General features: G+C 37.0%; 19 protein-coding genes, 4 pseudogenes and 1 other annotated feature. Of the genes and pseudogenes, 9 read left to right on the top strand and 14 right to left on the bottom strand.

Features of this window, described 5'->3' with window-relative positions; all coding sequences use genetic code 11:
- Positions 1 to 244: transposase (locus HX743_RS10100; protein ID WP_178319157.1), on the bottom strand; the 244-nt coding region annotated here is incomplete at its 3' end.
- Between the two features lie 120 nt (positions 245 to 364).
- Between HX743_RS10100 and HX743_RS10095 the strand changes: the two genes are divergently transcribed.
- From HX743_RS10095 to HX743_RS16580, 6 genes and pseudogenes are all read left to right on the top strand, one after another.
- Positions 365 to 2782 (top strand): Hsp70 family protein, encoded by a 2418-nt coding sequence (locus HX743_RS10095; protein ID WP_178319156.1) that lies wholly within the window; start codon positions 365 to 367, stop codon positions 2780 to 2782.
- A 2-nt stretch (positions 2783 to 2784) separates the two neighbouring features.
- Positions 2785 to 3951 (top strand): 3'-5' exonuclease, encoded by a 1167-nt coding sequence (locus HX743_RS10090; protein WP_078193995.1) that lies wholly within the window; start codon positions 2785 to 2787, stop codon positions 3949 to 3951.
- Positions 3951 to 5798 (top strand): hypothetical protein, encoded by a 1848-nt coding sequence (locus HX743_RS10085; RefSeq protein ID WP_178319155.1) that lies wholly within the window; start codon positions 3951 to 3953, stop codon positions 5796 to 5798. The genes HX743_RS10090 and HX743_RS10085 overlap by 1 nt, the downstream gene beginning before the upstream one ends.
- Before the next feature lie 352 nt (positions 5799 to 6150).
- Complete coding sequence (locus HX743_RS10080) at positions 6151 to 6642, top strand: tyrosine-type recombinase/integrase (protein ID WP_178319154.1); 492 nt, start codon at positions 6151 to 6153, stop codon at positions 6640 to 6642.
- Positions 6643 to 6883: 241 nt separating this feature from the next.
- Positions 6884 to 7009, top strand: a complete 126-nt coding sequence (locus HX743_RS16400) for a hypothetical protein (RefSeq protein ID WP_256732312.1) — start codon at positions 6884 to 6886, stop codon at positions 7007 to 7009.
- A 100-nt stretch (positions 7010 to 7109) separates the two neighbouring features.
- Positions 7110 to 7211 (top strand): annotated as a pseudogene (locus tag HX743_RS16580) (integrase core domain-containing protein); the annotation flags it as partial.
- A 201-nt stretch (positions 7212 to 7412) separates the two neighbouring features.
- Here the strand turns inward: HX743_RS16580 and HX743_RS10070 are convergent.
- Positions 7413 to 8096 (bottom strand): metallophosphoesterase, encoded by a 684-nt coding sequence (locus tag HX743_RS10070; RefSeq protein WP_104851830.1) that lies wholly within the window; start codon positions 8094 to 8096, stop codon positions 7413 to 7415.
- Positions 8097 to 8142: 46 nt separating this feature from the next.
- Between HX743_RS10070 and HX743_RS10065 the strand changes: the two genes are divergently transcribed.
- On the top strand, positions 8143 to 8850 hold the full coding sequence (locus HX743_RS10065; protein WP_178319153.1) for a hypothetical protein: 708 nt from the start codon (positions 8143 to 8145) through the stop codon (positions 8848 to 8850).
- On the opposite strand, the gene HX743_RS10060 is transcribed toward HX743_RS10065, so the two are convergent.
- The 3 genes from HX743_RS10060 to HX743_RS10050 are packed head-to-tail and all read right to left on the bottom strand — an operon-like array spanning position 8824 to position 15521.
- Positions 8824 to 10185 (bottom strand): McrC family protein, encoded by a 1362-nt coding sequence (locus tag HX743_RS10060; RefSeq protein WP_218618934.1) that lies wholly within the window; start codon positions 10183 to 10185, stop codon positions 8824 to 8826. The genes HX743_RS10065 and HX743_RS10060 overlap by 27 nt on opposite strands.
- 11 nt (positions 10186 to 10196) lie before the next feature.
- Positions 10197 to 12077, bottom strand: a complete 1881-nt coding sequence (locus HX743_RS10055; RefSeq protein ID WP_214129015.1) for an McrB family protein — start codon at positions 12075 to 12077, stop codon at positions 10197 to 10199.
- Between the two features lie 48 nt (positions 12078 to 12125).
- Positions 12126 to 15521, bottom strand: coding sequence for a TM0106 family RecB-like putative nuclease (locus tag HX743_RS10050; protein ID WP_178319152.1), 3396 nt, complete (start codon positions 15519 to 15521; stop codon positions 12126 to 12128).
- Between the two features lie 1203 nt (positions 15522 to 16724).
- Here HX743_RS10050 and HX743_RS10045 point away from each other — a divergent pair.
- Together HX743_RS10045 and HX743_RS10040 are read left to right on the top strand one after the other, a co-directional pair.
- Positions 16725 to 17007: pseudogene (locus HX743_RS10045) on the top strand (transposase); the annotation flags it as partial.
- Between the two features lie 55 nt (positions 17008 to 17062).
- A pseudogene (locus HX743_RS10040) lies at positions 17063 to 17525 on the top strand (transposase); the annotation flags it as partial.
- Positions 17331 to 17447 (top strand) — a sequence feature (AL1L pseudoknot). It overlaps the preceding pseudogene by 117 nt.
- On the opposite strand, the pseudogene HX743_RS10035 reads toward HX743_RS10040, so the two are convergent.
- From HX743_RS10035 to HX743_RS09995, 9 genes and pseudogenes are all read right to left on the bottom strand, one after another.
- Positions 17525 to 17650, bottom strand: a pseudogene (locus HX743_RS10035) (transposase); the annotation flags it as partial. The pseudogenes HX743_RS10040 and HX743_RS10035 overlap by 1 nt on opposite strands.
- Before the next feature lie 34 nt (positions 17651 to 17684).
- Entirely contained in the window at positions 17685 to 18119 is a 435-nt protein-coding gene (locus HX743_RS10030) for a hypothetical protein (protein ID WP_005090826.1), read from the bottom strand.
- A 17-nt stretch (positions 18120 to 18136) separates the two neighbouring features.
- Positions 18137 to 18499, bottom strand: a complete 363-nt coding sequence (locus tag HX743_RS10025; protein WP_227515218.1) for a hypothetical protein — start codon at positions 18497 to 18499, stop codon at positions 18137 to 18139.
- A 57-nt stretch (positions 18500 to 18556) separates the two neighbouring features.
- Positions 18557 to 19789 (bottom strand): beta-ketoacyl-ACP synthase, encoded by a 1233-nt coding sequence (locus HX743_RS10020; protein ID WP_127799697.1) that lies wholly within the window; start codon positions 19787 to 19789, stop codon positions 18557 to 18559.
- The gene (locus HX743_RS10015; protein WP_005090831.1) at positions 19789 to 20514 is read right to left on the bottom strand and encodes a 3-ketoacyl-ACP reductase FabG2; all 726 of its coding nucleotides are present in this window, start codon (positions 20512 to 20514) and stop codon (positions 19789 to 19791) included. Before HX743_RS10015 ends, HX743_RS10020 begins: the two co-directional genes overlap by 1 nt.
- A complete protein-coding gene (locus HX743_RS10010) occupies positions 20511 to 20948 on the bottom strand; it encodes a hypothetical protein (protein WP_005090833.1) in 438 nt (145 codons plus the stop codon). Before HX743_RS10010 ends, HX743_RS10015 begins: the two co-directional genes overlap by 4 nt.
- The gene (locus tag HX743_RS10005) at positions 20945 to 22141 is read right to left on the bottom strand and encodes a beta-ketoacyl-[acyl-carrier-protein] synthase family protein (protein ID WP_104221728.1); all 1197 of its coding nucleotides are present in this window, start codon (positions 22139 to 22141) and stop codon (positions 20945 to 20947) included. Before HX743_RS10005 ends, HX743_RS10010 begins: the two co-directional genes overlap by 4 nt.
- Positions 22134 to 22691 (bottom strand): DUF3261 domain-containing protein, encoded by a 558-nt coding sequence (locus HX743_RS10000; protein WP_114392602.1) that lies wholly within the window; start codon positions 22689 to 22691, stop codon positions 22134 to 22136. The genes HX743_RS10005 and HX743_RS10000 overlap by 8 nt, the downstream gene beginning before the upstream one ends.
- Entirely contained in the window at positions 22681 to 23982 is a 1302-nt protein-coding gene (locus tag HX743_RS09995) for an NAD(P)/FAD-dependent oxidoreductase (protein WP_178319151.1), read from the bottom strand. Before HX743_RS09995 ends, HX743_RS10000 begins: the two co-directional genes overlap by 11 nt.
- Positions 23983 to 23999 lie beyond the last annotated feature (17 nt).

The raw sequence follows: 23999 nt of genomic DNA, 5'->3' as shown, positions 1-23999 counted from the left end.
GCAGTTCTTTATTTTCACGTTCGAGTTGTTTAATACGTTCTTGATCTGAAAGTTGCTGTACTTTAATTGGGTTTTGTTTATCTAAATATTTTTGATACCAAACACGTAGAGTTTCAGGAGTACAACCTATCTTGAGAGCAATAGCGGTGATCGCAGCCCAATTCGATGGATAATCTTTTTCAGATTCAATCAATAATTGAACCGCTCTTTCTCTGATTTCAGGGGTATATTTTACTTTTTTCATCGGGACATTCTCTCAGAAAGCTTGGTCTCCGACAAACCCGGTACGGTTCAGCTTACTATTGAATAAAACCTATAAGAACAACATAATAGATTTATTCTCCTTCAAAAAACCTTAATTAAAATGCCTATAGAACATTCTTCCAATACAAATTGGCTTATTAATCAAAATTCAGAAAAAAACCAACTTCCTTCATATCCCAATAAGCTCTATATTGGTATTGATTTTGGCACATCCACAACAGTTGTAAGTCAGGTAGTCATTACTGAGAACTCCGTTGAAAAAGTAAAAACACTTACTCTTAATCAACCTGATGAATATGGTGCGACCATACGGCATCACCTAGTGAATACAGTACTTGCGTGGCGAAATAAAACTCTTATTTGGGGCCAAGATGCATATCGATTAAAATCGCTATTAACTGAAAGTCGCAATGTCTTTTCATCATTTAAAATGCGCTTAGGGTTAGCAATAGGTCCCACTTATCCATTGACCGCTCTATCTGAGAGCAAGGCTCAGCCCTATGTCATTGAGACAGCAGAAGATGCTACTCAAGTTTTTTTTAGTAAGCTTTTAGAAAGTATTAAGAATGAAACTGGAAATTCAAATTTAGAAAATTACAAATTTGCCTTCTCAGTTCCTGCTTCATTTGAGGCTAATCAAAGACGTAGTCTATTCAATAGCTTAGAAGAGTGTGGGATTGATGAGAGTCAATGTTGTTTAATTGATGAACCTAATGCCGCATTTTTAAGCTTTGTATATGATTGTACTAGAAATAATACAACACATCCTTTTTTAGAAAAACTCAAGTCTAGACCAACAAACATTCTTGTATACGATTTTGGTGCAGGAACATGTGATGTGACAGTTCTTCAAGTTGATGCTTTCAACAACAAATTTTCATCAAAAAATCTAGCAATTTCAAAATTTACAGCTTTAGGTGGCGATGATATCGATCGAGCTATAGCCAAAAATATACTATTACCTCAACTTTTAAAAGAAAACACACATTTTCAACCCGATTCTAGAGATATTTCAGAAATTGTCATTCCTGTTTTGCAAGCGACAGCAGAACAATTAAAAATAGCTGTTTGCAAATGGCTTGATCAAAAAAATATAAATCAATTTAGAAGTTTAGATCAATATTCTAGTGAAATTTTTACATTACATTCTCTAGAAGGAATTAAAGTTAGAGACTGTAAATTAAATTTAACAAAGCCATCTCTATGTCTTGGTGAATTTAAAATTATCATGGATGATTTTGTGGGGATGTATGATGGTATACACACACCGATGCATTTAGCCTCTCCGATTGAAGATGCATTATCTAAAGCGAATATTGAACGTGAAGACATAGATGGTGTTCTTTTCATCGGAGGAAGTTGTCTTAACCCATTAGTACAATCATGCGTAATGAATTACATGAATGAGTTCTCTAATGAAGTAGAGGCAATCTTACCCAAGGATGTAAGAGCTCATGTTTCTCTCGGAGCAGCAATTCATTCATTTAGCTATCATGGTCTAGGAATTGACTTTATTAAGCCTATTGTTTCAGAAGCAATATATATCATCACCTCTCATGAGCATTTGGAAACAATCATACCAGCATCAACTGAGGTTCCTACCCCACAGCCTTTCCATACTCAACTAATAGTCACCCGTGATGATCAAAACATTATAGATTTACCTATTTGCGTAGGTAGCAAAAGTAAACTTTTGGGTATTTTGACTGTAGAGATAGAAGAAGATTATTTTAAGCAAGGAGCTATCGTTGATGTCTACGCCAATATTAATCATGAAAAGCTTCTTAATGTTGAAGCGGTAATCGATGGGATAAAAGTAAACACTTCTATTCTAAATCCTCTAGCCAATAATACTTTAACAAAAGTTGAAGAACACATGCTTCGAGCGAAGCAAAAGTTTAATCAAGCACTTTTAGATTATAATGGCCGCCCTCCTATAGATATTGCCGTTGAGTATGCCTCAGCCTGTTCAGAAGCTGGAGCATATGAATTAGCTGCAGATCTTTACATTGCTATCGAACGCTTAGATCGTAATGCGAATCATGCTACTAACATTTGTTACAATTATGCTCGGGCGGGTAAATCACAAAAATCGAATGATTGGGCCGAAATTGCTTACAAACGCTCACCAAATGCTGTCAATGCATTTAATATTGCTTGCAAGTCATATGGAGAGAAAGAGGAGCTCTATCTTCGTAAAGCATTAGAACATGATCCAAACTACATTTCTGCATTATTGTCACTTGGAAAAATACTCCAACTCCGTGGTGATATTGAAGGTAGCCTGCTACTAGAAAAATCACTCATATTACTCCAAGATGAACTATACAATAATGATGTAACAATTCGAAATTGTGATGATCTGATTGAAGTATGTGAGATACTTGACGGTTATGAACAGCTTAAATCTACAGCAACTGATACGAAGAAAAGAATCATTCATGAGAATAAAGAGTTATATTCCTCTGAAAATTTAGTATCTAGTCTAAAACCAAATTTAGGCGTGAAAGAGGGTTAATTATGGCTTGGTGGATTAAAAAGCAAAATTTGAGTGAAGAGCAACGCCAATACATTCTATCAATTAAAAACAATTTAAGTCATGTTCATTGGGTTCGAGGAGCTGCTGGTACTGGAAAAACAACAGTTTTAGCAGCTTTGACACAAGAACTTAAGCTTGAATACCCTAATGCTTCTTTTTGTTATTTGACATACACACATGCTCTTAAGGATTTAGCAATTAGTGCCTTTAAAGAAGAAAATGTAGAAGGGGTACACTTCCTTACACATACCAAATTTTTAAAAAATAATTGGCCATGCGATTTCGTGTTTCTAGATGAAGTTCAAGATATTTCTGCTGAAGATTTAAATACAATCAAGAAACTATCAACGCATTTAATTATTGCTGGCGATTGTGCCCAATCTATTTATGAACAGTCAGCTACAGAATCAGAAATTATTAAAACGGTTAATCCTTTCCAACATGTATTAATGATTATTCATAGACTTACAGAGTTCTTAGCTAAAATTGCTTTCAGTATTTTACCGAATAATCATTTACTTAGTGGAAAACCAGGAAATACTTTGGCAAATACAACCGCTAGACTGATCCAATTTGAAAATCAAAATCAAGAATTCATTTGGACAGCCCAAGAAGCATTAAGTAGAGCTAGACCAGACAAGCCTAGTTGTATATTGCTATCTCATCACAAAGATATTAGTTCGCTTATTCAAGTGATCATCCAACATTTTTTTTCTAAAAATGCTGATGAATTATTTTCATATCAAGCAGGTAAAAGTGACCGATATGATTATAGACAGGTAAATGCTTATTTAAGAGACAATAATATAAACATCAGATACTTGGGAAATGACTTTGGCGACTTTAACGAGATGCCATCAAAGCCAATGGTATACCTAATGACATATCATAGCTCAAAAGGTCTAGATTTTGAGCAAGTCTTTATTCCACAGTTAAATAGTAATAAAGATATTGTCAAATCATTTGTGTTGGAAAAAAATCCAGATTTAGATAAGCGGTTACTCTTTGTAGCAACAACAAGAAGCCGTTGTAATCTATTTATGAGTTACCACACGTCTATCCCCCATAAACTAATTCAAAATCTTCCAAATATTACTCAAATTAAATATCAGCCTAATCAAGATGATGAGGATGAGGAGTTCTTTTAATGATCAATGGCCAATATATTGTTCTTAGCTTTAAAGAATGGAATAACTGGATCTCTCAAGGCTTATTAAAAATACATAGTTTTAGAATTCAACCATGTCAGAACTCTAAACATAGTTTTTTTAATTTAATGAATACTGCGGCCGATATTACGCATTTAGATGATAATGAGTATATCCTTGCTAAACTATCTAAATCATATTCATCTTCTACTTATCAGTCTGAACACACTTTGGCTAGCTATATTAATTTAGAAGCCGTGCAACAATTTTATGCATTAACGGAACGGGGTAAATTCGCATTAAAGCATAGTGCCAATAATCTACAGGTTAGTTTAGCAACAGATTTAGAGATAGAAAAATTTTGGGAAGCATATCGCTTAGATCAAAAAAAGATTTTAGAGCATGAAAAGGCACTAAAATTTACTGGACTTATATTTGAAAATAAAATTTCTGAAGAGTCTTTATTTGATTTAATAAACAATAAAACTTTAAATGAATATTTCAACCCCAGTAAATATGAAATTTCTCATCTACAAGCACAAGATGAAAAAGCTAAAAAGCAGCTTTTCTCTTTAGAAAGTTTTGATAACACTAAAGCCTATGCTGGCATGTTTACCCGTTTATTATTTAATCTTGAGGTCAATGATCCTGTCCTCATTGAAAAATATAAAGAAATCTCTAACTTATGTAGCTCAAGAGAATATTATAGCTCTTTAAAAGAGCAACAGACTAAAGATGAACTCACATCAAAATTCTTGTCTAAGCAAATTTTGAGAGAAAAAATTTTAACGGAATACATGCTTCTAGAATCTCAAATTAAGCATTTACCACTGCTTGCATTATCTCTCTACTTTCACTATGAAATGTTAATTAAAAATAACTATCCACTAAATTTAAGTGCATTAAAGGAAGACATTTTAAGTCTTAATTTCTTTTATATAGAATCAGAATGTAAAGAATATAACGATTTACCGTATTTGGTAGCTTTTAGCATTGGAAAGTTATTGCCATCTGAATTTATTAATACACTTTATTACTATAAAACAAATAAAACAAATAAAACAAATAAAACAAAAGCCTATCCATGTTTTAAGACGACTCATCAATCCGATTTAGAACAGGCTTTGCCAAGCATTGCTGATGAAGAATTTCTAGAAACGACATTAAATGAACTTAATGAAGAAATTTCTAAAACTTGGACTGAAGTTAAGCGTAGCATTCAGATATCACAGATCTCCGACGTCACACCTACAGTAAAAAAAGAAGATATAAACACTTCGAATATTACTCAACTCACAGGATCAACAACCATCACTCATCCATCAGAAAAGCATTTGGACACTAATCCACAAACAATGCCAATATCCGAAACAACTGATTTAAGCGCACATTCTGAGGTACAGAGCAGTCCATTAGTAACACCACCTGTTGTAACAGCAACTCAATCACAACCAGTCGATCAGCAACCCCCTATGCCAATACAGCAACCTGAACATCCAAAGCCACAAGCTTCATCAAGGCCAAACCTACAAGAGCAAATCAGTTTAATTGTAGAACATCAGATAAATGAGGAATCGCTACCGGTATCAGCAGCTGATGAGACAATGGCTATGCCACAAAATTCGCTTATTGAGCATTTAATACGATTGTTTAATGACCCAGAAATTCAAGATCTTAAATCTTTGATAGAAATGTTGAAAAAAGATTCCAACTTTCTTGGCATCACCACTCAAGGCAAATTAAGAGAACGATTAGTTACCGAAGGTATTCTAAATCCACAGGATGCACCTAAAAATGGAGACAAACTTTTTAATTACATGAAAAGAGAAATAGCTAAAAAGTCTTAGTTTTAACTGTGTGTTTCATTCTTCGGTACCCACTATAATTTTCTGAGAGATCAATCAATATATGAACTAAAGATTACTACTGTAATCTTTAGTTCATATATTGATTGAGAAAACCAACTCAATTCAAGTTGCTTTTTATGCCAGTCTACAATCCCATAAAGAAGAGAACTTAATAGCCTTCTTCTGATTTTGAAGCAATGTACTATGATAAGATTAACCCGTTAGGTCAGGTGGCCTAACTTAAATAAAAAAGTCTCCGACAAACCCGGTACGGTTCACAAGAAAAGATTGCCTCCTAAGAGAACAGTTAGATATATGGTTCTCTACCGTTCTCAATTCTCAAAATAAGGCCTTGGCTACATTTTATATTTGTTGTCTATTAACTGGGGCCAGAAAAGATGAGTTTCTATCACTTACATGGGAAGACTTAGATTTTAGGTGGAAAACGATCCATCTGAAGGATAAAGTTGAAGATAATGGGCGTATTATACCTATGACCAAATACGTAGAAAAATTACTACGTGACTTAAAAAAAACCAGCGATTCATCTTATATATTTAGCAGTAATACCTCTGCGACGGGATACATCGTTAATCCTTACAAAGAGTTTAAGAAAATCTGTAATGAAATAGATATTCAGCTAACAATACATGGTCTTAGACGTTCATTTAAATCATTGGCAGAATGGGTAGATATTCCTGTAGGTGTCACTGCACAAATATCTGGACATAAACCAAGTGCTTTAGCAGAAAAGCACTATACCGTTCGCCCCATGGATATGTTGCGAGGGCATCTACAGAAGTATGAAAACTGGGTATTAGAACAAGCCAAAATTAGTTTTTAAAAATTAAACTCCATTCTCTCAGAAGAAGAAAAAATCATACTTAGCTATCTTTTGAGTCATAGCAAATTCGCTATGATTTCAAAAGGATTCATTTCATGAAAATTCAATATAATCGCCCACCGTCATCTCACCCTGGCCCTGGTGGTAACTGGCCAAGCACAACAGGTCGCCCATCAGGTGGTGGCCGTGGTAATGCCAAGTAATTATTAAGGGGAGCAATCCCCTTAATCTAGGATTTCCGATGAAAAAGTACAGTAATGACAAAGAACTGAACAAATTTATTCGGCAACTCATCAAGGATGGTATCGCATCTTTTAAACCCGGTAAAAAACATGATTTTTTGCTTGTAAACGGCTTTGTTGCATAAATATGTAAGCATCTGATTTAAATAAATTTAATTTTGGATCAAAAAATAATCAAAACTTTTAAAATCATATAGTTATGAAATCTTTGTGCAACAAAGCCCTTTGGATGAAGTACAAGATTATGCAACAAACTGGTTGTGGCATTACAACCATGAAAGACCACATCAAGCTAACAAAGGAAAGCCACCTCTAATGGCTGCTTAACCTCTACTTTTAACTTCGGTTATTTATGGGAGGATTACCGGCCCAGACAGATGAGAACTATCACCTACCCTATTGTTTTTATTAAACTAATTAATTTTTTAAAATTACAGGATACAAGCTAGGATACATGATTTAAATGTTGTTTTTTTTAATCAATTAAACTTTTTTTCACCACCAAACACCCCTACCACATCACCAAGTTCATTGGATTTTTACAATACAAAGTTTCTTGGTAAAAGAGGAACCAACATCAATATAATGGCAATTATCGATTTTCGTATGTTCTTTTACGATCGTATGACCTAAATAGATTTCATCGATATTTTCGACGATATCATATTGGTTTGAATGATTACGTATTCTCCCCCTACCCCAAAGTGCATTTGAATATGTTGATACGATACCTGGAATTTTATAGTCACCTTTGACAATATCTTCCTTAAAAATGTTCCAATCATGAATATCAATGTCGGCATGAACAACACCTACCTTTTTATGTTTCAGCTCAACTTCAATCACTAAAGGTAACTTTGTTAAACGATCAACAATTCTCTGTCGCGTCTTTTGAAATTGTCTATAAAACCATGCTCCACCATTCCTTGCATGCATGTCTTTCATTTTAGGATCATACTGCCCTCGAATACACATTTCTTCATGATTACCGCGCACAGTTAAAAACCATTTTTGATCGAGTAATGAAATACATTCTAAATTTTCATTACCTCTATCGATGAGATCACCTGTGCAGATCAGTAGATCATTTTCAAAATCAAAATTATTTAGATGAAGCTCATGCATTAGAAGACTATAAGACCCGTGAAGATCTCCAACGATATAAACTGAATTATAATTTTGGTTTACAAGTATCTTTATTACATCATTCATGCTATGAATAAAACCTTTTTACAAATTTTGATTACCATTATAGAACATGACCCATACAGCTTCTAATACATTGCAAGATATTGTTATTTATACAAATAATAAAATTTCTCTTGATTTTTATAAGCCATTTGAAGATGGACTAAACCCTATATTATTTACAGTTAAAACTTTAGAACAGATCCCTAGAAAGACTGAAAATAAAATCCATATTGTCATCTTGGAGTCCTGTGATGAACTTAGCAATCTACAAATAAATTGTAATAAAATTCATCTTATCATGCCTACATGTTCAAAGAATAAATTAGAAAATGATCTACATGCCCTAATCTTTAAGTACGAGCAGTCGATGAATTCTCAACAAGCTTTAGAAAAGCTTTACCATAGTTTTATTAAATTTTATTTCTCGGCTGAATGTTATCTTGATCCTCAGGATTTTTTTAATTCTGACTCATATAAAGATGGACATCGATACATCAACACCCATGAGATATTGCAAAACGATGCTGGTTATGAAAAACAACTCAATACCTATCTTAAAACGATATCGGATACTGAAACAGTATGCTTAAATTTTTCAATAAGCTATGATTTTTCTTCAGAATCTGGCTATTTACTGCTGCTAGAAGATACTGTTGATCATTTAAAGTATGTCAAAGATAGAGATGTATTCTTTAGCATTGTTCTTTCAAAGTATCCAATATCAGATAATAAGTTAGCTATCGTGCATTTAAGTCAAAAGTCTCCAATGTCTTGATTCTTTTATCATATCAAAACCGATTAATTCATCATTATCTAGATCGAAAGGGAGAACCCATATCTTTGGATTTTTCCCTTGATCTCTTTCATGCTTATTTAACTGAAACTTTGGTAAAGCTTCATTAAATTTTAAACTTTTTGGATAAATCAAAACTATTGGACCATCGTGTTCAAGGTACATATAACTATAAGCAAACATTTGCTGCATATCACCATCGCTGATTCCATAACGCTGGTCTTCACTATTCTGATCCAATAATTTCCATTTTGTATCTAAAATCATATTGCTATGAATATTTTTATTTTTCGCTTCAAAGTAAATATCTGGCCGAAGATTAAATCTATCTTTTCCATTATGATGACACAAATATTTATTGCTCTTCTGCCTTTGGATTCGATAATGATCCGAATATGCTTTTTCAACCTTACTCAGCACATAAGCTTCAAATAACTTTTCCATCGGAAACAGCAAACTCATTCCATGCCATTCACCATGTAATGCAGATGGTGTCTGCTCTCCTAGGACTATTTCACACCAGACTTTGATTGGTTCATATTGAGCATATAAACGACCTGATTTCCATTGGGGAAAGTCTAAACGCGGCAATCTACTCGTTGGCACCTCACTCAATTTAAGACGGATTTCATTTGCCAATCGCCAATTATCATTATCTTGTGTGAGTTTACAGATTTTTTCTAATGCAGTTTTAATAAGACGATTTGGCGCGGTATTTAAAGAAAAAATATCATGTTCAATCGGAAAACGATGTTGCTCGGTCACTGGTTGAGTCAGATATCTTTGGATATTCAATTTACCTTTCAAATAGGCACTTTGCTCTGCAACACATTGATATTCAGACCTTACACCTCGCTGAAGCAATAGGTTGCATGCCTCCAAAAAGCGACTCATGATCCATTCACTCAAAGGTAAATCTAACTTATCCAATGAGGCTGAGCCTGCTTCTCGAGGGGATGGAAGCTTCCATAAGGCTCGCAGCATTTTTCTGAGTAATGCACGTTCTTTTTTAATTACGTTTTCTATTTCTTTGTGGAATTCCTGACTCTTACTATCTTCCTGTTGAACTGGTAGCTCTATATGCTTAGGTAAAATCTCAATGGTATAACCACATGGTGTTTGAATAATACCGACATAGTTATCGACTTTTATTTTACGTCTGCCTTCTAACTCAAAAATGGCAGCACCATTTTTTTTAGCTTGGCTAGAAAGCTCACATAAATAATCAAATACTGAAGTAGGGACGCAGATATGATCTAGTCCCATTGCATAAGGTTGGTTAGTGCCATAGTCTTCAATGACACCGTATTCACGCAAACTGAGCACAATTATGAGGCCTCTTCATCTGTAATCTCTGGTTTTGGAATTTTATAGTCTTTCTTCGGACTTATAATTTGATTTAAAGCATTTATCTTTATTTCTAATGGAGCATTCTTAAATAAATACTTATTTACATCCCAATTTCGTTTTTTTAGATGCTCAATTTCACTAGGATTCATCGATGGAAATAATGATGAATCCAAGTTTATTGTATGAACCATGCCATTTTCACCTAGTACTAAGTTGATCTTATTCCAGTCATCAAAAAAGTATTCTTGCAATAATGGGATTATTCTTTTTTCAAAAATTGTCATCAATGATTCTAAACTTGGTTCTTCTATTAACGGGGTAAAATACGCATGACCAATACAGTGGTCTCGATCTAATAAAACCTTAATACGCTTGTTCATTGTTTCCAAGATATATTGAACACTTACTCCTTCAATATCTATACCGCTTAATACATCAGGCTTGGGCATCATTTCAATAAATTCAAAACGTCGTCTTAAAGCAATATCAACTGAAGTTAATGAGCGGTCAGAACTATTCATTGTTCCAATAATATAAAGGTTATTTGGTACACTAAATGGCTCATTAGAATATGGTAATGTAACTTCTAGACCTTCTAGTTCTTCTGACTTTCCTTCTCTTTTTGATTCTTCAATTAATGTGATCAACTCACCAAAAATCTTTGAAATATTCCCACGATTAATTTCATCAATAATCAAAACATAATTTTCATTTGGATTATTTTCTGCTCGTTCACAAATATTTTTAAAAACACCAGATTCAACGTCATAATTTAATTGTCCCTTTACTTTCTTAACTTTGATACCTTCAATAAAGTCTTCATAACCATAACTTTGGTGAAAGGTAACAAAACTGATTTTACCTTCATCAACTAAAACTTTGTATTGTTCAACAATAGTGGATCTAGACCTTTCTAAATCTTCACTCCACCACTCGGGTACTACTATTTGTAGAGCTTTACTGATAGTTACATATGTTTTACCTGTGCCGGCTGGACCATATAAGATTTGATTAAGAGGAAAATCTAAATTATTTATATTTTCATCTAATTCAGAAAATTCAATCTCATCTAATGTATTTTTACCTTTTCCATTTTTACGTCCCTCAGACTCTACTTCACAAACTGCTTGATAATACAATTCATAGAGTTCTTGATTTTTAAACCTCTTTTTTATTTCAGATATAGTAGTGCAATAGTCTCTCCATACTTTTAATGCTTTTTCTACGTTATTAACAGAAATATCTGTGTAGTTAATGCCATATTTATTAAGAAACTTCGTACCTATCGAATTTAAAGGAAAAAACAAATCTGGCCGGCAACGGCTCAATCCTGTAGAAAGCTTATTAATCCCGATAGATGCATTGGGTAAAATACCTAAAACTTGATCTTTTATTGAATCGATATTTTCATCATGAATTTCGACAACATCTTTAAATAATTTCCATAAGTTAGGGACAATTTTTACCGATCTTTCTACTATTATTTTGTTTTTTTCATTTGCCTGATATGGATAAAACCACACACTTTGAGCATCAGACTCTGCAATACCTGTTAGATCAAGGTCGATGGGCTTATTTAATAAAAGGCTGTGCAATTTTTTTCTATTTTCAGTGGTTCCCACATTGATTAAAGCTAACACTGTAAAAGGATCTATTTCGGTATGATGATTCGGATCATCAATTATTAAACCATTTTCACCTAAGATTTTATCAGGTCGAAAATTATGACCTACTTCACTCTTAAATTTTTTTAAATCCTGTGCAAGTTCTATTTGTTTTTCTTCATAGCTAAGAATATAAGGAAATACAATTTCCTTATAAAAATTAACCCATTCATATTTTTGAACGTCTGTAGCCACTTATATATCCCTCAACCGTTAAATTAATTTCTCAATGTATTTCGCTATTCATTTTGCATATGCCATTAATTGACAAAACACATTTACTAACTTCTGCTGTTTAATATTACTTGTATTACAATTTATTAAGTTTGGATTACCTACCACGATTGCTAAAGCCTGTGCTCTCGAATTTGCTACATTTAATCGGTTTTTATCAAATAAAAAATCCATTCCACGTGGTGAATCGTTCGCATCACTTGCGCATAAACTGAAAAATACAATAGGTGCTTCCTGGCCTTGGAACTTATCTACACTTCCCAATTTCGCATTTTCACCTAAAGCAGATTTAAGTTTAGTCACCTGGAAATTATACGGCGCTACAAACAACATATCCTCTAAAGTAATGGACTTTTTATTGCCTTCCTTGTCGGTATAAACTCGTCCAACAAGCTCATTCACAGCATGTTGAATAGCTTGGACCTCTTCATCACTCGCCTGAGTATTTCCGTCATGTTCAACGGGAATAAATACAACACCTGCTTCCTTGTTTAATACCCCCTTATAACCATCAGGGACTTGAATAACTTGCAGATCGTTAGACTTGTGTGAATTTAGCTTACCCTCATAAATGGCCTGACTGATAAACTCATTTACTTTTGAATGCATTCTGTAGGTAGTGTCGAGAAAGATGCCTCGATTAGGCTCAATTGTTGGATGATCTTTTAGCAAATAATCTAAAATAGACAAACCACTATCGCCAGGGTGCGTACCTTGTGCTGGTTGTCCTAGCTGCATTTGGTCACCCATTAAAACCAAGTTATGAGCTGATTGACTCATTGCAATTAAGTTTGCTACCGATACTTGCCCTGCTTCATCAATAAACAAATAATCAAACTGCTTACTTAATTCCTCACGAGAAAACCCCCATGCTGTGGTACCAATGACACATGCTCCATCAAGATATTCAACTATTTTGTCATTCTTAATTTCTGAAATTCCAAAGTTTTCAATCTCAGCATCTGTGTTTTTTGTACAACAGAAATGAGCTGGTATATTTTCATTTTGGCAATACTGTGCCACGCCAATCAAAAGATTATTAATCGCCTTGTGGGAATTTGAGCTAATGCCTACTTTTTTTCCTTGCTTAAGTAGTTCTGCAATAACATGCTTACCTGTAAAGGTTTTTCCTGCCCCAGGAGGTCCTTGAATCACAATATATGAGTTATCCAAATTACAAATTGCCAATTTTATTTGATCTAACTTTTCTAATTTTTTATGGCTCGAAACAATTATTTCTCCCTTTTCTATACCCTTGATGCGTGGATAATCCCGTCTTAAAAAATGGAGAATAGCATCATCATTGAGCTGGTTTTCATAATAGCTTCGGACTACTGTTTCTATTGCTTTTGGAATAGGCTTTGGATTCACATAATCATCTGGAATTAAGTGCACAACAGAAAGCGGTTCTTTAAGCTGTAAGCAAATTCTGCCTTTTAAAACTGATGAATGCTCTTTTAATAATGTTGCTTTAAGATTGTTCCCCTTTTCATCTTCCTCCCCAAGAATATAAAAGCTAGTGGTATTTGCCATTTTAAATTCTTGATGAGGATCAAATGAATACTCATATGCTAAGCTTCTTGCTTTAGGGGTTGGTTTAAATGGCTCTTTATCTGTACGAATACAATTTACTAGACAATCAAGGTCATCATAAAGTTCTTCAACTGTTAAGCCCATTCTTTCAAAAAGTCGCCAAAAAACTGGCTTAGCTTCTCTACGATGGAATTCCAGAGCCCAAGCCATGTTTTCACAAATTTGTGACTCAATTATATCTTGAGACTTAAGAGATTCTGCTTTACTCAATAATTGATCTCTTAAGTGAGTTATTGCCGTTATTTCCTCACTTACCTCTTTTTCTACAATGTCTTTTTTACCTACATACTGGATGCCAAATTCTTGCTGTTTCTGATGCAACCAAGCCACCAACTCTTGCGTACTATTACAATCATCAATATTGTAGTCTCGGATACTTTTCAGGACTTGTGATGTTTGCCAGGTTAAGCCATCTGGATTAACTCGCCAATTTTCATACACGACAACAGAGTCCCCCCCCGAACCCACTTCTGTCTCACGTTTACCACGGTATAGGTGTTCTACATTTTTAATAGAATATTTAGGTTCACCAATCAGTAATCCATTTTTAACGATCTTGTATAAATCAACAAAAACTTCATTTCTTAGTAATTGATCTACTTCAAATTCGCAAACACCATAGCGACACATAAGCTTCTTACACGCAGCAATTTCATAGTTTGCGTAATGGTAAATATGCATAGTAGGATCTTGTTGCCATCGTGCATAAACCCATTCGATAAATGATTTAAATACTATTTTTTCTTCATCTTCATTATGAGCCCAAAAGTCTATAAATTTACGGTCACCTTTTTCATCGAAATATGTACATCCCCACAAGTACTCAAGTCCCCCTTCAATTAAAGGAAACCCCTCGATATCAAAGTACACATCATTTTCAGAGTGCTGAGGTAATAGTGCCAATCCTAGTTTTTCATGAGTGTTAATGATTTCAAATAAAGGCGTTGTAAGCCCTTCACTTTGTCGCTGAATTTGGGCCTGTGCTTTTAATCTTTTGTATACATCTGTATTCAAGCTCTTAATGCTTGGTTTATCACTATCAATCAAGTCTTGCATCGTTTGAATACTATCAGCATTCAGCTTCTTGATTTGCGAGCGTGTAATTGTGGCGACTTGTGAAAGGTGATCTGCCTCTTTGAGCAATTGCTTCGCATAATTACTCCACCCTCCCCATGACTTAGAATCAGAAGGATTGGGGCGATTTTCCAAATCGAATTTTTCGTGCAATTTCAAAAAGGCATTTTTTACTGATTGATAGTAATAGTAAAATTCTTGTGTTCTCAATCGCTGTTGAGTTTGATCACCTAAAATAATGACAAAATCATCCGAATAACGACCTTGAATATCTGCAATCATTTCCTGATAGCAACACAATTGGATGGTGTAATATGGTTGTAGTGATTTTGAGAGCTTGGTGTCCCAAATTTCATAATGATAGTCCCCAAGTTGACTAGAACCTGGAACCTTAACTAAAAAATCAGCAAAGCCAGTAAATTTACCTTTACTCAAACAAGCCTGAAAAATAACATCTGCACCTTCTTTCATGGCCTGTATCGTTGCAGCCTTCTTATCTGAACTTAATCCTATATCTGTAATTGTTAAGCCTTGTCGCTTCAATCCTTCCAATACAGATGATTCGTGCTCTGCACCTTTATCCTGAAGCATGAGCATCATTGCATCATCTTGATCTTTTAAATCTAAAGCTTCAGGAGCAATAAGACTGAAATGTTCCATCCAAGAAGCAAAAGGACTTTCTAAAAACAGGATTAAGTCTGAGGGAGAAAAAATTAAATTATCATTGTGTAGTTTCATATTTACCCCAAATATTTTTATAAAGTACTAAAAAAACAAATACTACTATAAACATATGATAATTATTACTATTATTTAGTCTTATGAATTAGCCCCAGTACTTTTGTATTTTCCAGCATCTCTTATTTTCAGATGCAAAAGTGCGTCATTGATGATGCAAAAGTGTGCCATTACTGATGCAAAAGTGCGTCATTGATGATGCAAAAGTGTGCCATTACTGATGCAAAAGTGCGTCATTGATGATGCAAAAGTGTGCCATTTTCCATTAAAAAAAACTCAACACAAAATATTAAAATACAAGCAATATAATACCCAACCCCCAAAAATTATTTACAGGATCTTAGCTTATGATAATAAAATACTAAACATATCGTCTTAAAAATTAATATATAAACCACTTATATTTTTAAGCATCATTCTAATGACTTTAAAATACCTAAACTAATTACATTTTAATTTACAAATCAAGTTTAAAAAATTTTACTTTCAACAATAAAACTAAAAAAATCTAAATTCCATAAGATAGTCAGCTTAATTTTTACACTCTTTATGACGTAACACCGCTTATTTTTTAAACTATAAATTCTTTTTATGACGTAACACCGCTTATTTTTTAAACTACAAATGCTTTTTATGACGTAACACCGCTTAATTTTTATACTGCTTATGACGTAACACCGCCTATTTTTTATACTGCTTATGACGTAACAAAATTTTATGACTAGAAATCTACGGTGAGTAACAGTAGTCTTGAGTGAAATTTGATCAAATCTTTTTTTAAACTAATTTTTGTACCACTATGATCATGCAATGTAGGTTTTCCTTCCAGTTCTTAAATTTTTTTTAGAAAAAATAAACGGTAATTAAATAAATCCAAACTCAAATTTATAATTCAAAAATCATAAAAAACAAATAAACCACAATTAATAAGTATTTTCACAAAACATAATAAAACATCTCCCCACCAATTATTTAAAACAAATAGATAAAAAACCTATCAAAACCCATAAACATTCCAAAACTAAAATGTTAAAAATTTAATTTTATATTCATATTTATTCACTAGTATATTTTTTAAATTTGGTTAAATTAAGAACAATGGTGCGACACCATGACGCATATTAAAGCTAAAAAATAATGAACAATAACTAGGGCGTGTCATCAATTAACTTGAGAAAACTGCTTTAGTCCCATTATACTTTTATGACTAAACGCTATGCATTAAGAGATGATAAGTGGGAAAAGATTAAAAATCTGTTACCTGGACGAAAGGGTACTGTTGGAGTAACAACCAAAGACAACCGGCTATTTATTGAAGCGGTATTGTATCGGTATCGTTCAGGTATCCCGAGGCGAGACTTACCAGAACGCTTTGGTGATTTTAGAGTCGTGCATACTCGTTTCAGGCCGTTGGGCTAAAATAGGTGTGTGGCAGCGGGTCTTTGCGGCGCTGTCACATGATAGTGACAATGAATACACCATGTTAGGCTCTGAACCGTACCGGGTTTGTCGGAGACCAACTTTCTTTAGAGAATGTCCCAATGACAAAACCAAAATATACCCCTGAAATCAAAGAAAGAGCGGTTCGCTTAGTTCTTGAATCCGAAAAAGACTACCCTCTACTTGGGCTGCAATCACAGCAATTGCTTCTAAGATCGGCTGTACTCCTGAAACACTGCGTGCCTGGCATCAGAAGCATTTGAAGCAACAGAATCCAGTTAAACTCCAATCAGATCAGCAGCGCATCAAACAGCTGGAACGTGAGAATAAAGAGCTACAACGGGCCAATGAAATTCTACGTAAGGCAGCCGCTTTTTTCGCCCAGGCGTAGCTGGACCGCCCAGGCAAACAATGGTTGATTTCATTCAGAGCAACAAAGCGCTTTATGGTGTTGAAGCCATCTGTAAAATTTTACCGATTACACTATCGACCTATTACTGACAGCTCGATCTGACCGAGAATCCAGAAAAGCGTTCAAAACGTGATTTACATGATCAGCATTATACAATGGTGACCGGCGCTTGATCGGCATGCAGCACCTGCTGTTGCAGAACCACCTCTTTTAAAGCATTGGCCAAAGGTTCCAGTTCCACACCGCAGCGACCAATCCAGTCAGATAAGGTCTTTCTCTTGTTTCTAGAAAGACCATGCTATCAGACCATATTAGAACTTTACTAAGTCACCTTTTAATGCCACCCCTGCTAATGCCGTACCTTTCGCACATTGGTAAGTCGTGGTGCTACGTGTTTCATTGGACTTATAGAAACTCACCAGATTGGTCACCGCATTGGCGCCTTTGGCTTTGGCTGTATTTTGAAATTGAATCAATGCCGAACGAAGTACATGATCACATGAACTTTCCGCAGATTTGGCAAAACCATTGGTCTTTTTATTGGTCACTAAGCCTTTTTCAATCACCTTACCGCCCGACTTGGTTCCCGCCAAATAAAATTTTACTGAACCATCCAAAACCCCATCAGCAACAGCACGGCTTACAGCTTCTTGGAAATTGAAATCATGCATTTGGTCAGCTGCATGTGCTGATGTAAATGCAGCTAGCCCCAGAATAGCTGTGAAGCCAAATTGCTTAATATTCATAGTAATTGCTCTCTTATTTAATTTAACGTTTTTGAAAGTTGTGTAAATACCGAATTATCTAAACGTGCCTTCCATGCCATCGCATTTTTATGAATTTTATTACCACGTTGATCGAGATTACGGCTACCTGTAATTTGTGAACTGACTTGATTACCTGAGATGAGATAGGTTACTTGTAAATAATGGCTACGACGGGTTAAACCCGCAACTACCTTTGTCTGATCTGCCTGTTCAACTACCCAACCAGTGCGCGCATTTTGCCCAACACCAAGTCGAATATTGTTCACAATATCAGCCGCAGTCGCATATTTTGCTGTCATTAATTGCCGCTGCGGATAATCAGAAATTTTTACAGTACTACAAGCTGTTAATCCCAGCATACTCACTGCTGATAAGATATATAGTGTTTTTTTAAACCCCATTTTTTACCCTCTGTTTCAGTTATGGTCTATATTATTTTTGAAAATTAATGATGTATTAATGCCACCAAAGGCAAAATTATTCGTCATAATAATTTTTGCTGACATCGGGCGAATATCACCACAAATATAATCTAATTCCGCACACGCAGGGTCAATGTTATCTAAGTTTAAAGTTGGCACGAATTGATTACGTTGCATCATTTCAATGCTGAGCCATGCTTCAATTGCACCACATGCACCTAAAGTATGACCAAAATAGCTTTTTAATGAACTGATTGGCTTTTGACCCAATATACGCACAGTTGCTTGTGATTCAGCAATATCACCCTGATCAGTCGAAGTGCCATGTGCATTAACATAATCAATATCCGCAGCAGTAAGCTGTGCATCTTTCAGTGCCAATTGCATACAGCGTCCCATCATCTCAGAATCAGGTCGCGTCACATGCTGACCATCAGTATTGCTACCATAACCGATGATCTCAGCATAAATAGTCGCTCCACGTGCTTGAGCATGTTCATATTCTTCTAAAATCAAACAGCCTGCACCTTCACCAACAACCAAACCATCCCGATTTGCATCAAAGGGACGCGGAGTTTTCTCTGGATGATCATTTTGAACGCTGGTCGCTAACAGTACATCAAACACAGCTGAACCCGCAGCGCTGAGCTCTTCTGCTCCACCTGCAATCATCACAGTTTGCTTGCCGTATTTAATCGCTTCATAAGCTTGTCCAATGGCCATCGAACCGGAAGTACACGCACTTGAGGTCGGCAGCGTTAAACCTTTTAGCCCAAAATACACCGTCATATTGACCGCGCTGGTATGTGACATCATACGAATGTAGGTCGTGGCATTGAGTTGACTCATATTATGCTCAAGCAACATGGTACCAAACTCACGCACAGCATCCACACTGCCCGCAGAAGAACCAAAAGCCACGCCTGCATCGCCACTTCTTAAGATATCAGCATGGAGTAAACCTGCGTCTTCCAATGCTTTTTCAGCACATACCGTGGACATTAAGGCAACACGCCCCATACCACGAGTAACTTTACGGTTAAAATGCTTCGGTACAGTAAATGACTCAACTGGACCAGCTAATTTACTACGTAAATCAGGATAGATCTCCCAATCGGGCATATAGCGAATGCCACTTTTACCGAGTGTAAACTGCTCAAAAATTTGCTCTGCGGTTTCACCCAAAGAAGTAATCCCAGACATGCCTGTTACAACAACACGTTTCATTAGATCAGGCCTCCATTAATTGAAAGCACTTGGCGGGTGATATAACTGGCATCATCACTACATAAAAACTTTACCGCTTTAGCGACTTCTTCCACCTGCCCCATACGTTGCATCGGAATCATTTTCAAGGCATGTTCTTTGACTTCCTCTGTGACCATTTCGGTTTCTATCAAGCCCGGAGCCACACAGTTCACCGTAATTTTGCGTTTTGCCAACTCTAGTGCCAATGCTTTGGTCGCACCAATTAAGCCTGCTTTGGCAGCACTATAATTGACCTGACCACGGTTCCCCATAATTCCAGACACTGAAGATAATGTCACAATACGTCCACCCTTTTTCAAGCGGATCATTGGCATCATCAATGGTTTCAACACATTATAAAAACCGTTCAGAGAGGTCGAGACCACGTCATCCCAGTCTTCATCAGTCAGTGCGGGGAAAGCACCATCACGGGTTAATCCTGCATTCAGCACTGCACCGTAAAAAGGGCCATGCTGTGCTATATCTTGCTCTAAAATAGCGGCAATTTTTTCACGCTCATTCACATCGAACATCAGTACATGACTGGCCTGTCCAAGCGCTTGAATTTCCTGAGCCACCGCTTCGGCCTCAGACTGTCTTGAACGGGCATGGACCGTGACATCAAAGCCTGCCTTTGCCAACTCCAAAGCAATCGCTTTACCTATCCCACGACTCGAACCCGTGACTAAAATTCTTCTGTTCACACTAATTTTCCGATGATTTCATTCATATTTTCAGGCTCAAATACGCTCAACATGGCGCTGAACCGATGTTCTTGATATTCAATTTCACAATGAAACTGCCCCAAACCCTCGTGCAGATAACTTTGTTCTACTCGAATCCGCACGGTTGTGCCCAAACTAAAATAGGCACAAGGCAACTGCATTTTACGCGTTCCCAATAAAAAGCCAATTTTCGGTGGCAAGCCCTGAGTTTTTCCTTTATAACCGGCATAGACGCTAATGGTCTGCGCCATCAACTCAATGCTGCTCCAGGTGGGCAAGCCTTCTGGCTCACAAAACATCAAATCAGGTGTGATGTGAAGTTCTGCAATAGCAAATTCATCATTGGCTTCAATCAAATGGCTCACGAAAACCATCGGTTTTGCATGTGGAATAAACTGTACTGCATCCATCATGGTAAAGCCTTCCCAAAAATTAAACTGATATTACTGCCACCAAAAGCAAAAGAATTACTCATCGCATAGCGAATCGGTGCAGCTAAATGCGGTGTAAGCACATAGTTTTGCCCAGCCAAAGCATCGTCCAATTCACCTGCATGATGTAGCGGTAACCAGGATTGATCTAATAAAACCTGTTGGCAAATAAAAGCTTCGATTGCACCCGCGGCCCCTAGACAATGTCCTGTTTTATGTTTGGTGCTGCTTACGGCCACAACTGTATCTGAGAAAACGGTCTGTACCGCTTTAATTTCCATCGCATCATTTTGCGGTGTAGAAGTCCCATGTAAGTTCAAATATCCAATATCGCCTGCTTCAAGCTGTGCTGCGTCTAAAGCTTTTTGCATCGCCTCCGCAGCCCCTATTCCTTCTGGATGCGGTGCTGAAATATGCCATGCATCCATTGACTCGCCACTCGACAACAACATCACGGGGGCAGGCGCATTGGACAGTAAAAACAATCCTGCCGCTTCACCAATATTAATGCCGTCACGGTTGGCTCCACAGGGCTGACAAATTCCGTTCGATAAGCTTTCTAAACTATCAAAACCATTTAAGGTTAGCTTGCATAAGGTGTCAACTCCACCTACTAAGACAGCATCAGCCAGATCTGCATTCAGCAGACGTTGCCCCGCCGCCAGTGCTTTAGCTGCCGAGGAGCAAGCGGTAGATATGGTATAGGCTGGCCCTTCCCAGCCCAAATACTGTTGTAAGGCTTCCGCTAAACTGCCCATTTCTTGTTTTTGGTGCTGTACAGACTGCGGTACAGACTGTTGAAACTGGACTTTTAAGACAGACTCATTATCCGCGATGCCTGAGGTTGAAGTACCGACAATCACAGCAAGACGTTGTTTAGCAAACTGTGCTGTATAAGCATGAATTTCAGTTTCAATTTGCGCCAGAGCCGTCAGCGCAAAGCGTAGATTCCGTGAGTCTACACCGTTCAAGCTTTCAGGCACTGTTTGAACTAAGGTTTGATCACATGCGCCGACCCAGACCGAACGCCCCGCAATCAGATCTCCTCGTTGCGATAGGGTATTTTCAGGGTTGGTCAAGGCATGTTGAAGCTCAGCGGCATTTTGTCCCAAAGCCGACAGCGCCGCACTGAACTGAATACCCACGGCTGAAACATGCTGTAGATTTTTAGTCATGATGGTCACCTTGATCATCTTCTAAAGTATTGCTCACCGTGCTGATCATCATTTGATAAGGCACTTGCAAATTATCCAGTTTAATTGCTCCTTCATTTTGCTGAATTTTCAACACGGGTTGCTGCTGTATATAAATGGTATCGTCTTTCTGCACGACCGCATTTTGAGCTGTATGTAAGGCAGCAAAATTTGGATATGTGGCATAGAGAATATCACGCACTACATAATCAAAAGGTAATCTTTTCATTGGATCAATGCGCTGTTCAGCTTCGACCTTTTGACCATCAAAACTGAGCTTAAACAACTGCTGTCCTGTGAGGCTAAGCGCTAACATATCAAGCGACTGCCCCCGTTGTTGCTGATACAGTAAAAAGCTGAAACTCTGGGTTTTCCACTGTACTTCGATTTGATCTTGACGTTGATAATTTTGCGCAACCCACTGTGGGGTCGCGAGCCCCTGCGCCTTGGGAATCAAGCTTTGGCAGGCATTACAAAGCAGAGCACTGGCTAAAACCCAACTGACAGTTTTAAAACGCAGCTCAAGTTTCATCAGTTAGCGACTCTTTTTGCGGTTGTTCTTCTCGGCAATATTCGGCCAAAGTGCTCAAGCGTTGCTTGGCATTACGATGGATCGGGTTGCTTGCATCCCACGCATAACCTGCTAGCAAGGAAGCAATCATACGGCGGATTTTTTCATCCTGTTGAGTCGAAAATACCACATCCTGAAACTCACCTGAATACCATGATTCGACATAGGCACGGAACACTTGAATGCCTTTACGTAGCGGTTTTTCATATTGCTCCATCCAGTCTACCTTCTGACCTTGCAACACTTGCTCGACCAATGGCACAGCTAGACTAGACGATTTTAAGGCAATAGTTACCCCTGAAGAAAAGACAGGATCGAGGAACTCACCGGCATTGCCCAGTAACGCGTAGTTTTCAGATGCCAAATGTTTAACATCGGCAGAGTAGCCCACCAAAGTACGTACAGGAGTATCATGCTTAGCGTGGCGCAATAAATGCGACAAACTGACATCATCGGCCAAAATACGTTTTTGCAAGGCTTCTAAATCATAATCTGCGCTGCCGTCATATCCATATCTTTCAAAGAAATCTTGCTCCGCAACGACGCCAAATGAAGACCGCCCGTCGGCAAAAGGAATTAGCCAATACCACGCACGATGGTCTTTTTCATGCACGGTAATTAAGATTTTCTCACGGTCAAACTCAGGGTCATCCAACAAACCATCTTCAATATGGGTAAAGACCGCACGGCGTACTGGAAAGTCCGATGGACTTTCTAAGTCGAGAAACTTCGGCAAAATTCGGCCAAAACCACTGGCATCCAATAGAAATTTGCCTTGAATTTGGTAGTTGTTGCCTTGCTCACCTTTCACCGTCAAAATCGGTTGTGTAGATGCCACATCGACCGCCAAAACTTCATGACCAAAACGGATATCTGCGCCCATTTTTTCGGCTTGCTGTGCCAAAAGCTGGTCAAAGTTGGCACGTCTTACCTGCCATGTAGTGCCTGGACCTTCGCTAAACTTTTGAGTAAAGTCATAAAAACTGCGCTGCGTACCTCTTAAAAAAGCCGCGCCATTTTTAAACTGAAAGGCATATTCATCGGCATGTGCGCGAACGGTCTCCAACAAACCCGCTTCTTCCAAAAACACCATACACTGCGGCAATAAAGATTCACCAATGGAAAACCTCGGAAAATATTGCTTTTCGATGACCGTGACGTGGTAACCTTTTTGACGCAGCAAAGCTGCAGCCGAGCTGCCTGATGGTCCCGCCCCAATAATTAAAACATCTGTCTGTTGCATGGTGCTCATTGCACTGTACCCTTTGA

The sequence above is a fragment of the Acinetobacter sp. Swhac1 genome (assembly GCF_013390985.1).
GTDB lineage: Bacteria > Pseudomonadota > Gammaproteobacteria > Pseudomonadales > Moraxellaceae > Acinetobacter > Acinetobacter towneri.
This window is presented reverse-complemented; position numbering and strand designations above follow the sequence as displayed.

Coding starts and splice junctions, on each gene's coding strand:
- HX743_RS10095 (WP_178319156.1), top strand. CDS start 365: ATGCCTATAGAACATTCTTCCAATACAAATTGGCTTATTAATCAAAAT.
- HX743_RS10090 (WP_078193995.1), top strand. CDS start 2,785: ATGGCTTGGTGGATTAAAAAGCAAAATTTGAGTGAAGAGCAACGCCAA.
- HX743_RS10085 (WP_178319155.1), top strand. CDS start 3,951: ATGATCAATGGCCAATATATTGTTCTTAGCTTTAAAGAATGGAATAAC.
- HX743_RS16400 (WP_256732312.1), top strand. CDS start 6,884: ATGAAAAAGTACAGTAATGACAAAGAACTGAACAAATTTATTCGGCAA.
- HX743_RS10070 (WP_104851830.1), bottom strand. CDS start 8,096: ATGAATGATGTAATAAAGATACTTGTAAACCAAAATTATAATTCAGTT.
- HX743_RS10065 (WP_178319153.1), top strand. CDS start 8,143: ATGACCCATACAGCTTCTAATACATTGCAAGATATTGTTATTTATACA.
- HX743_RS10050 (WP_178319152.1), bottom strand. CDS start 15,521: ATGAAACTACACAATGATAATTTAATTTTTTCTCCCTCAGACTTAATC.
- HX743_RS10030 (WP_005090826.1), bottom strand. CDS start 18,119: ATGAATATTAAGCAATTTGGCTTCACAGCTATTCTGGGGCTAGCTGCA.
- HX743_RS10025 (WP_227515218.1), bottom strand. CDS start 18,499: ATGCTGGGATTAACAGCTTGTAGTACTGTAAAAATTTCTGATTATCCG.
- HX743_RS10020 (WP_127799697.1), bottom strand. CDS start 19,789: ATGAAACGTGTTGTTGTAACAGGCATGTCTGGGATTACTTCTTTGGGT.
- HX743_RS10010 (WP_005090833.1), bottom strand. CDS start 20,948: ATGATGGATGCAGTACAGTTTATTCCACATGCAAAACCGATGGTTTTC.
- HX743_RS10005 (WP_104221728.1), bottom strand. CDS start 22,141: ATGACTAAAAATCTACAGCATGTTTCAGCCGTGGGTATTCAGTTCAGT.
- HX743_RS10000 (WP_114392602.1), bottom strand. CDS start 22,691: ATGAAACTTGAGCTGCGTTTTAAAACTGTCAGTTGGGTTTTAGCCAGT.
- HX743_RS09995 (WP_178319151.1), bottom strand. CDS start 23,982: ATGAGCACCATGCAACAGACAGATGTTTTAATTATTGGGGCGGGACCA.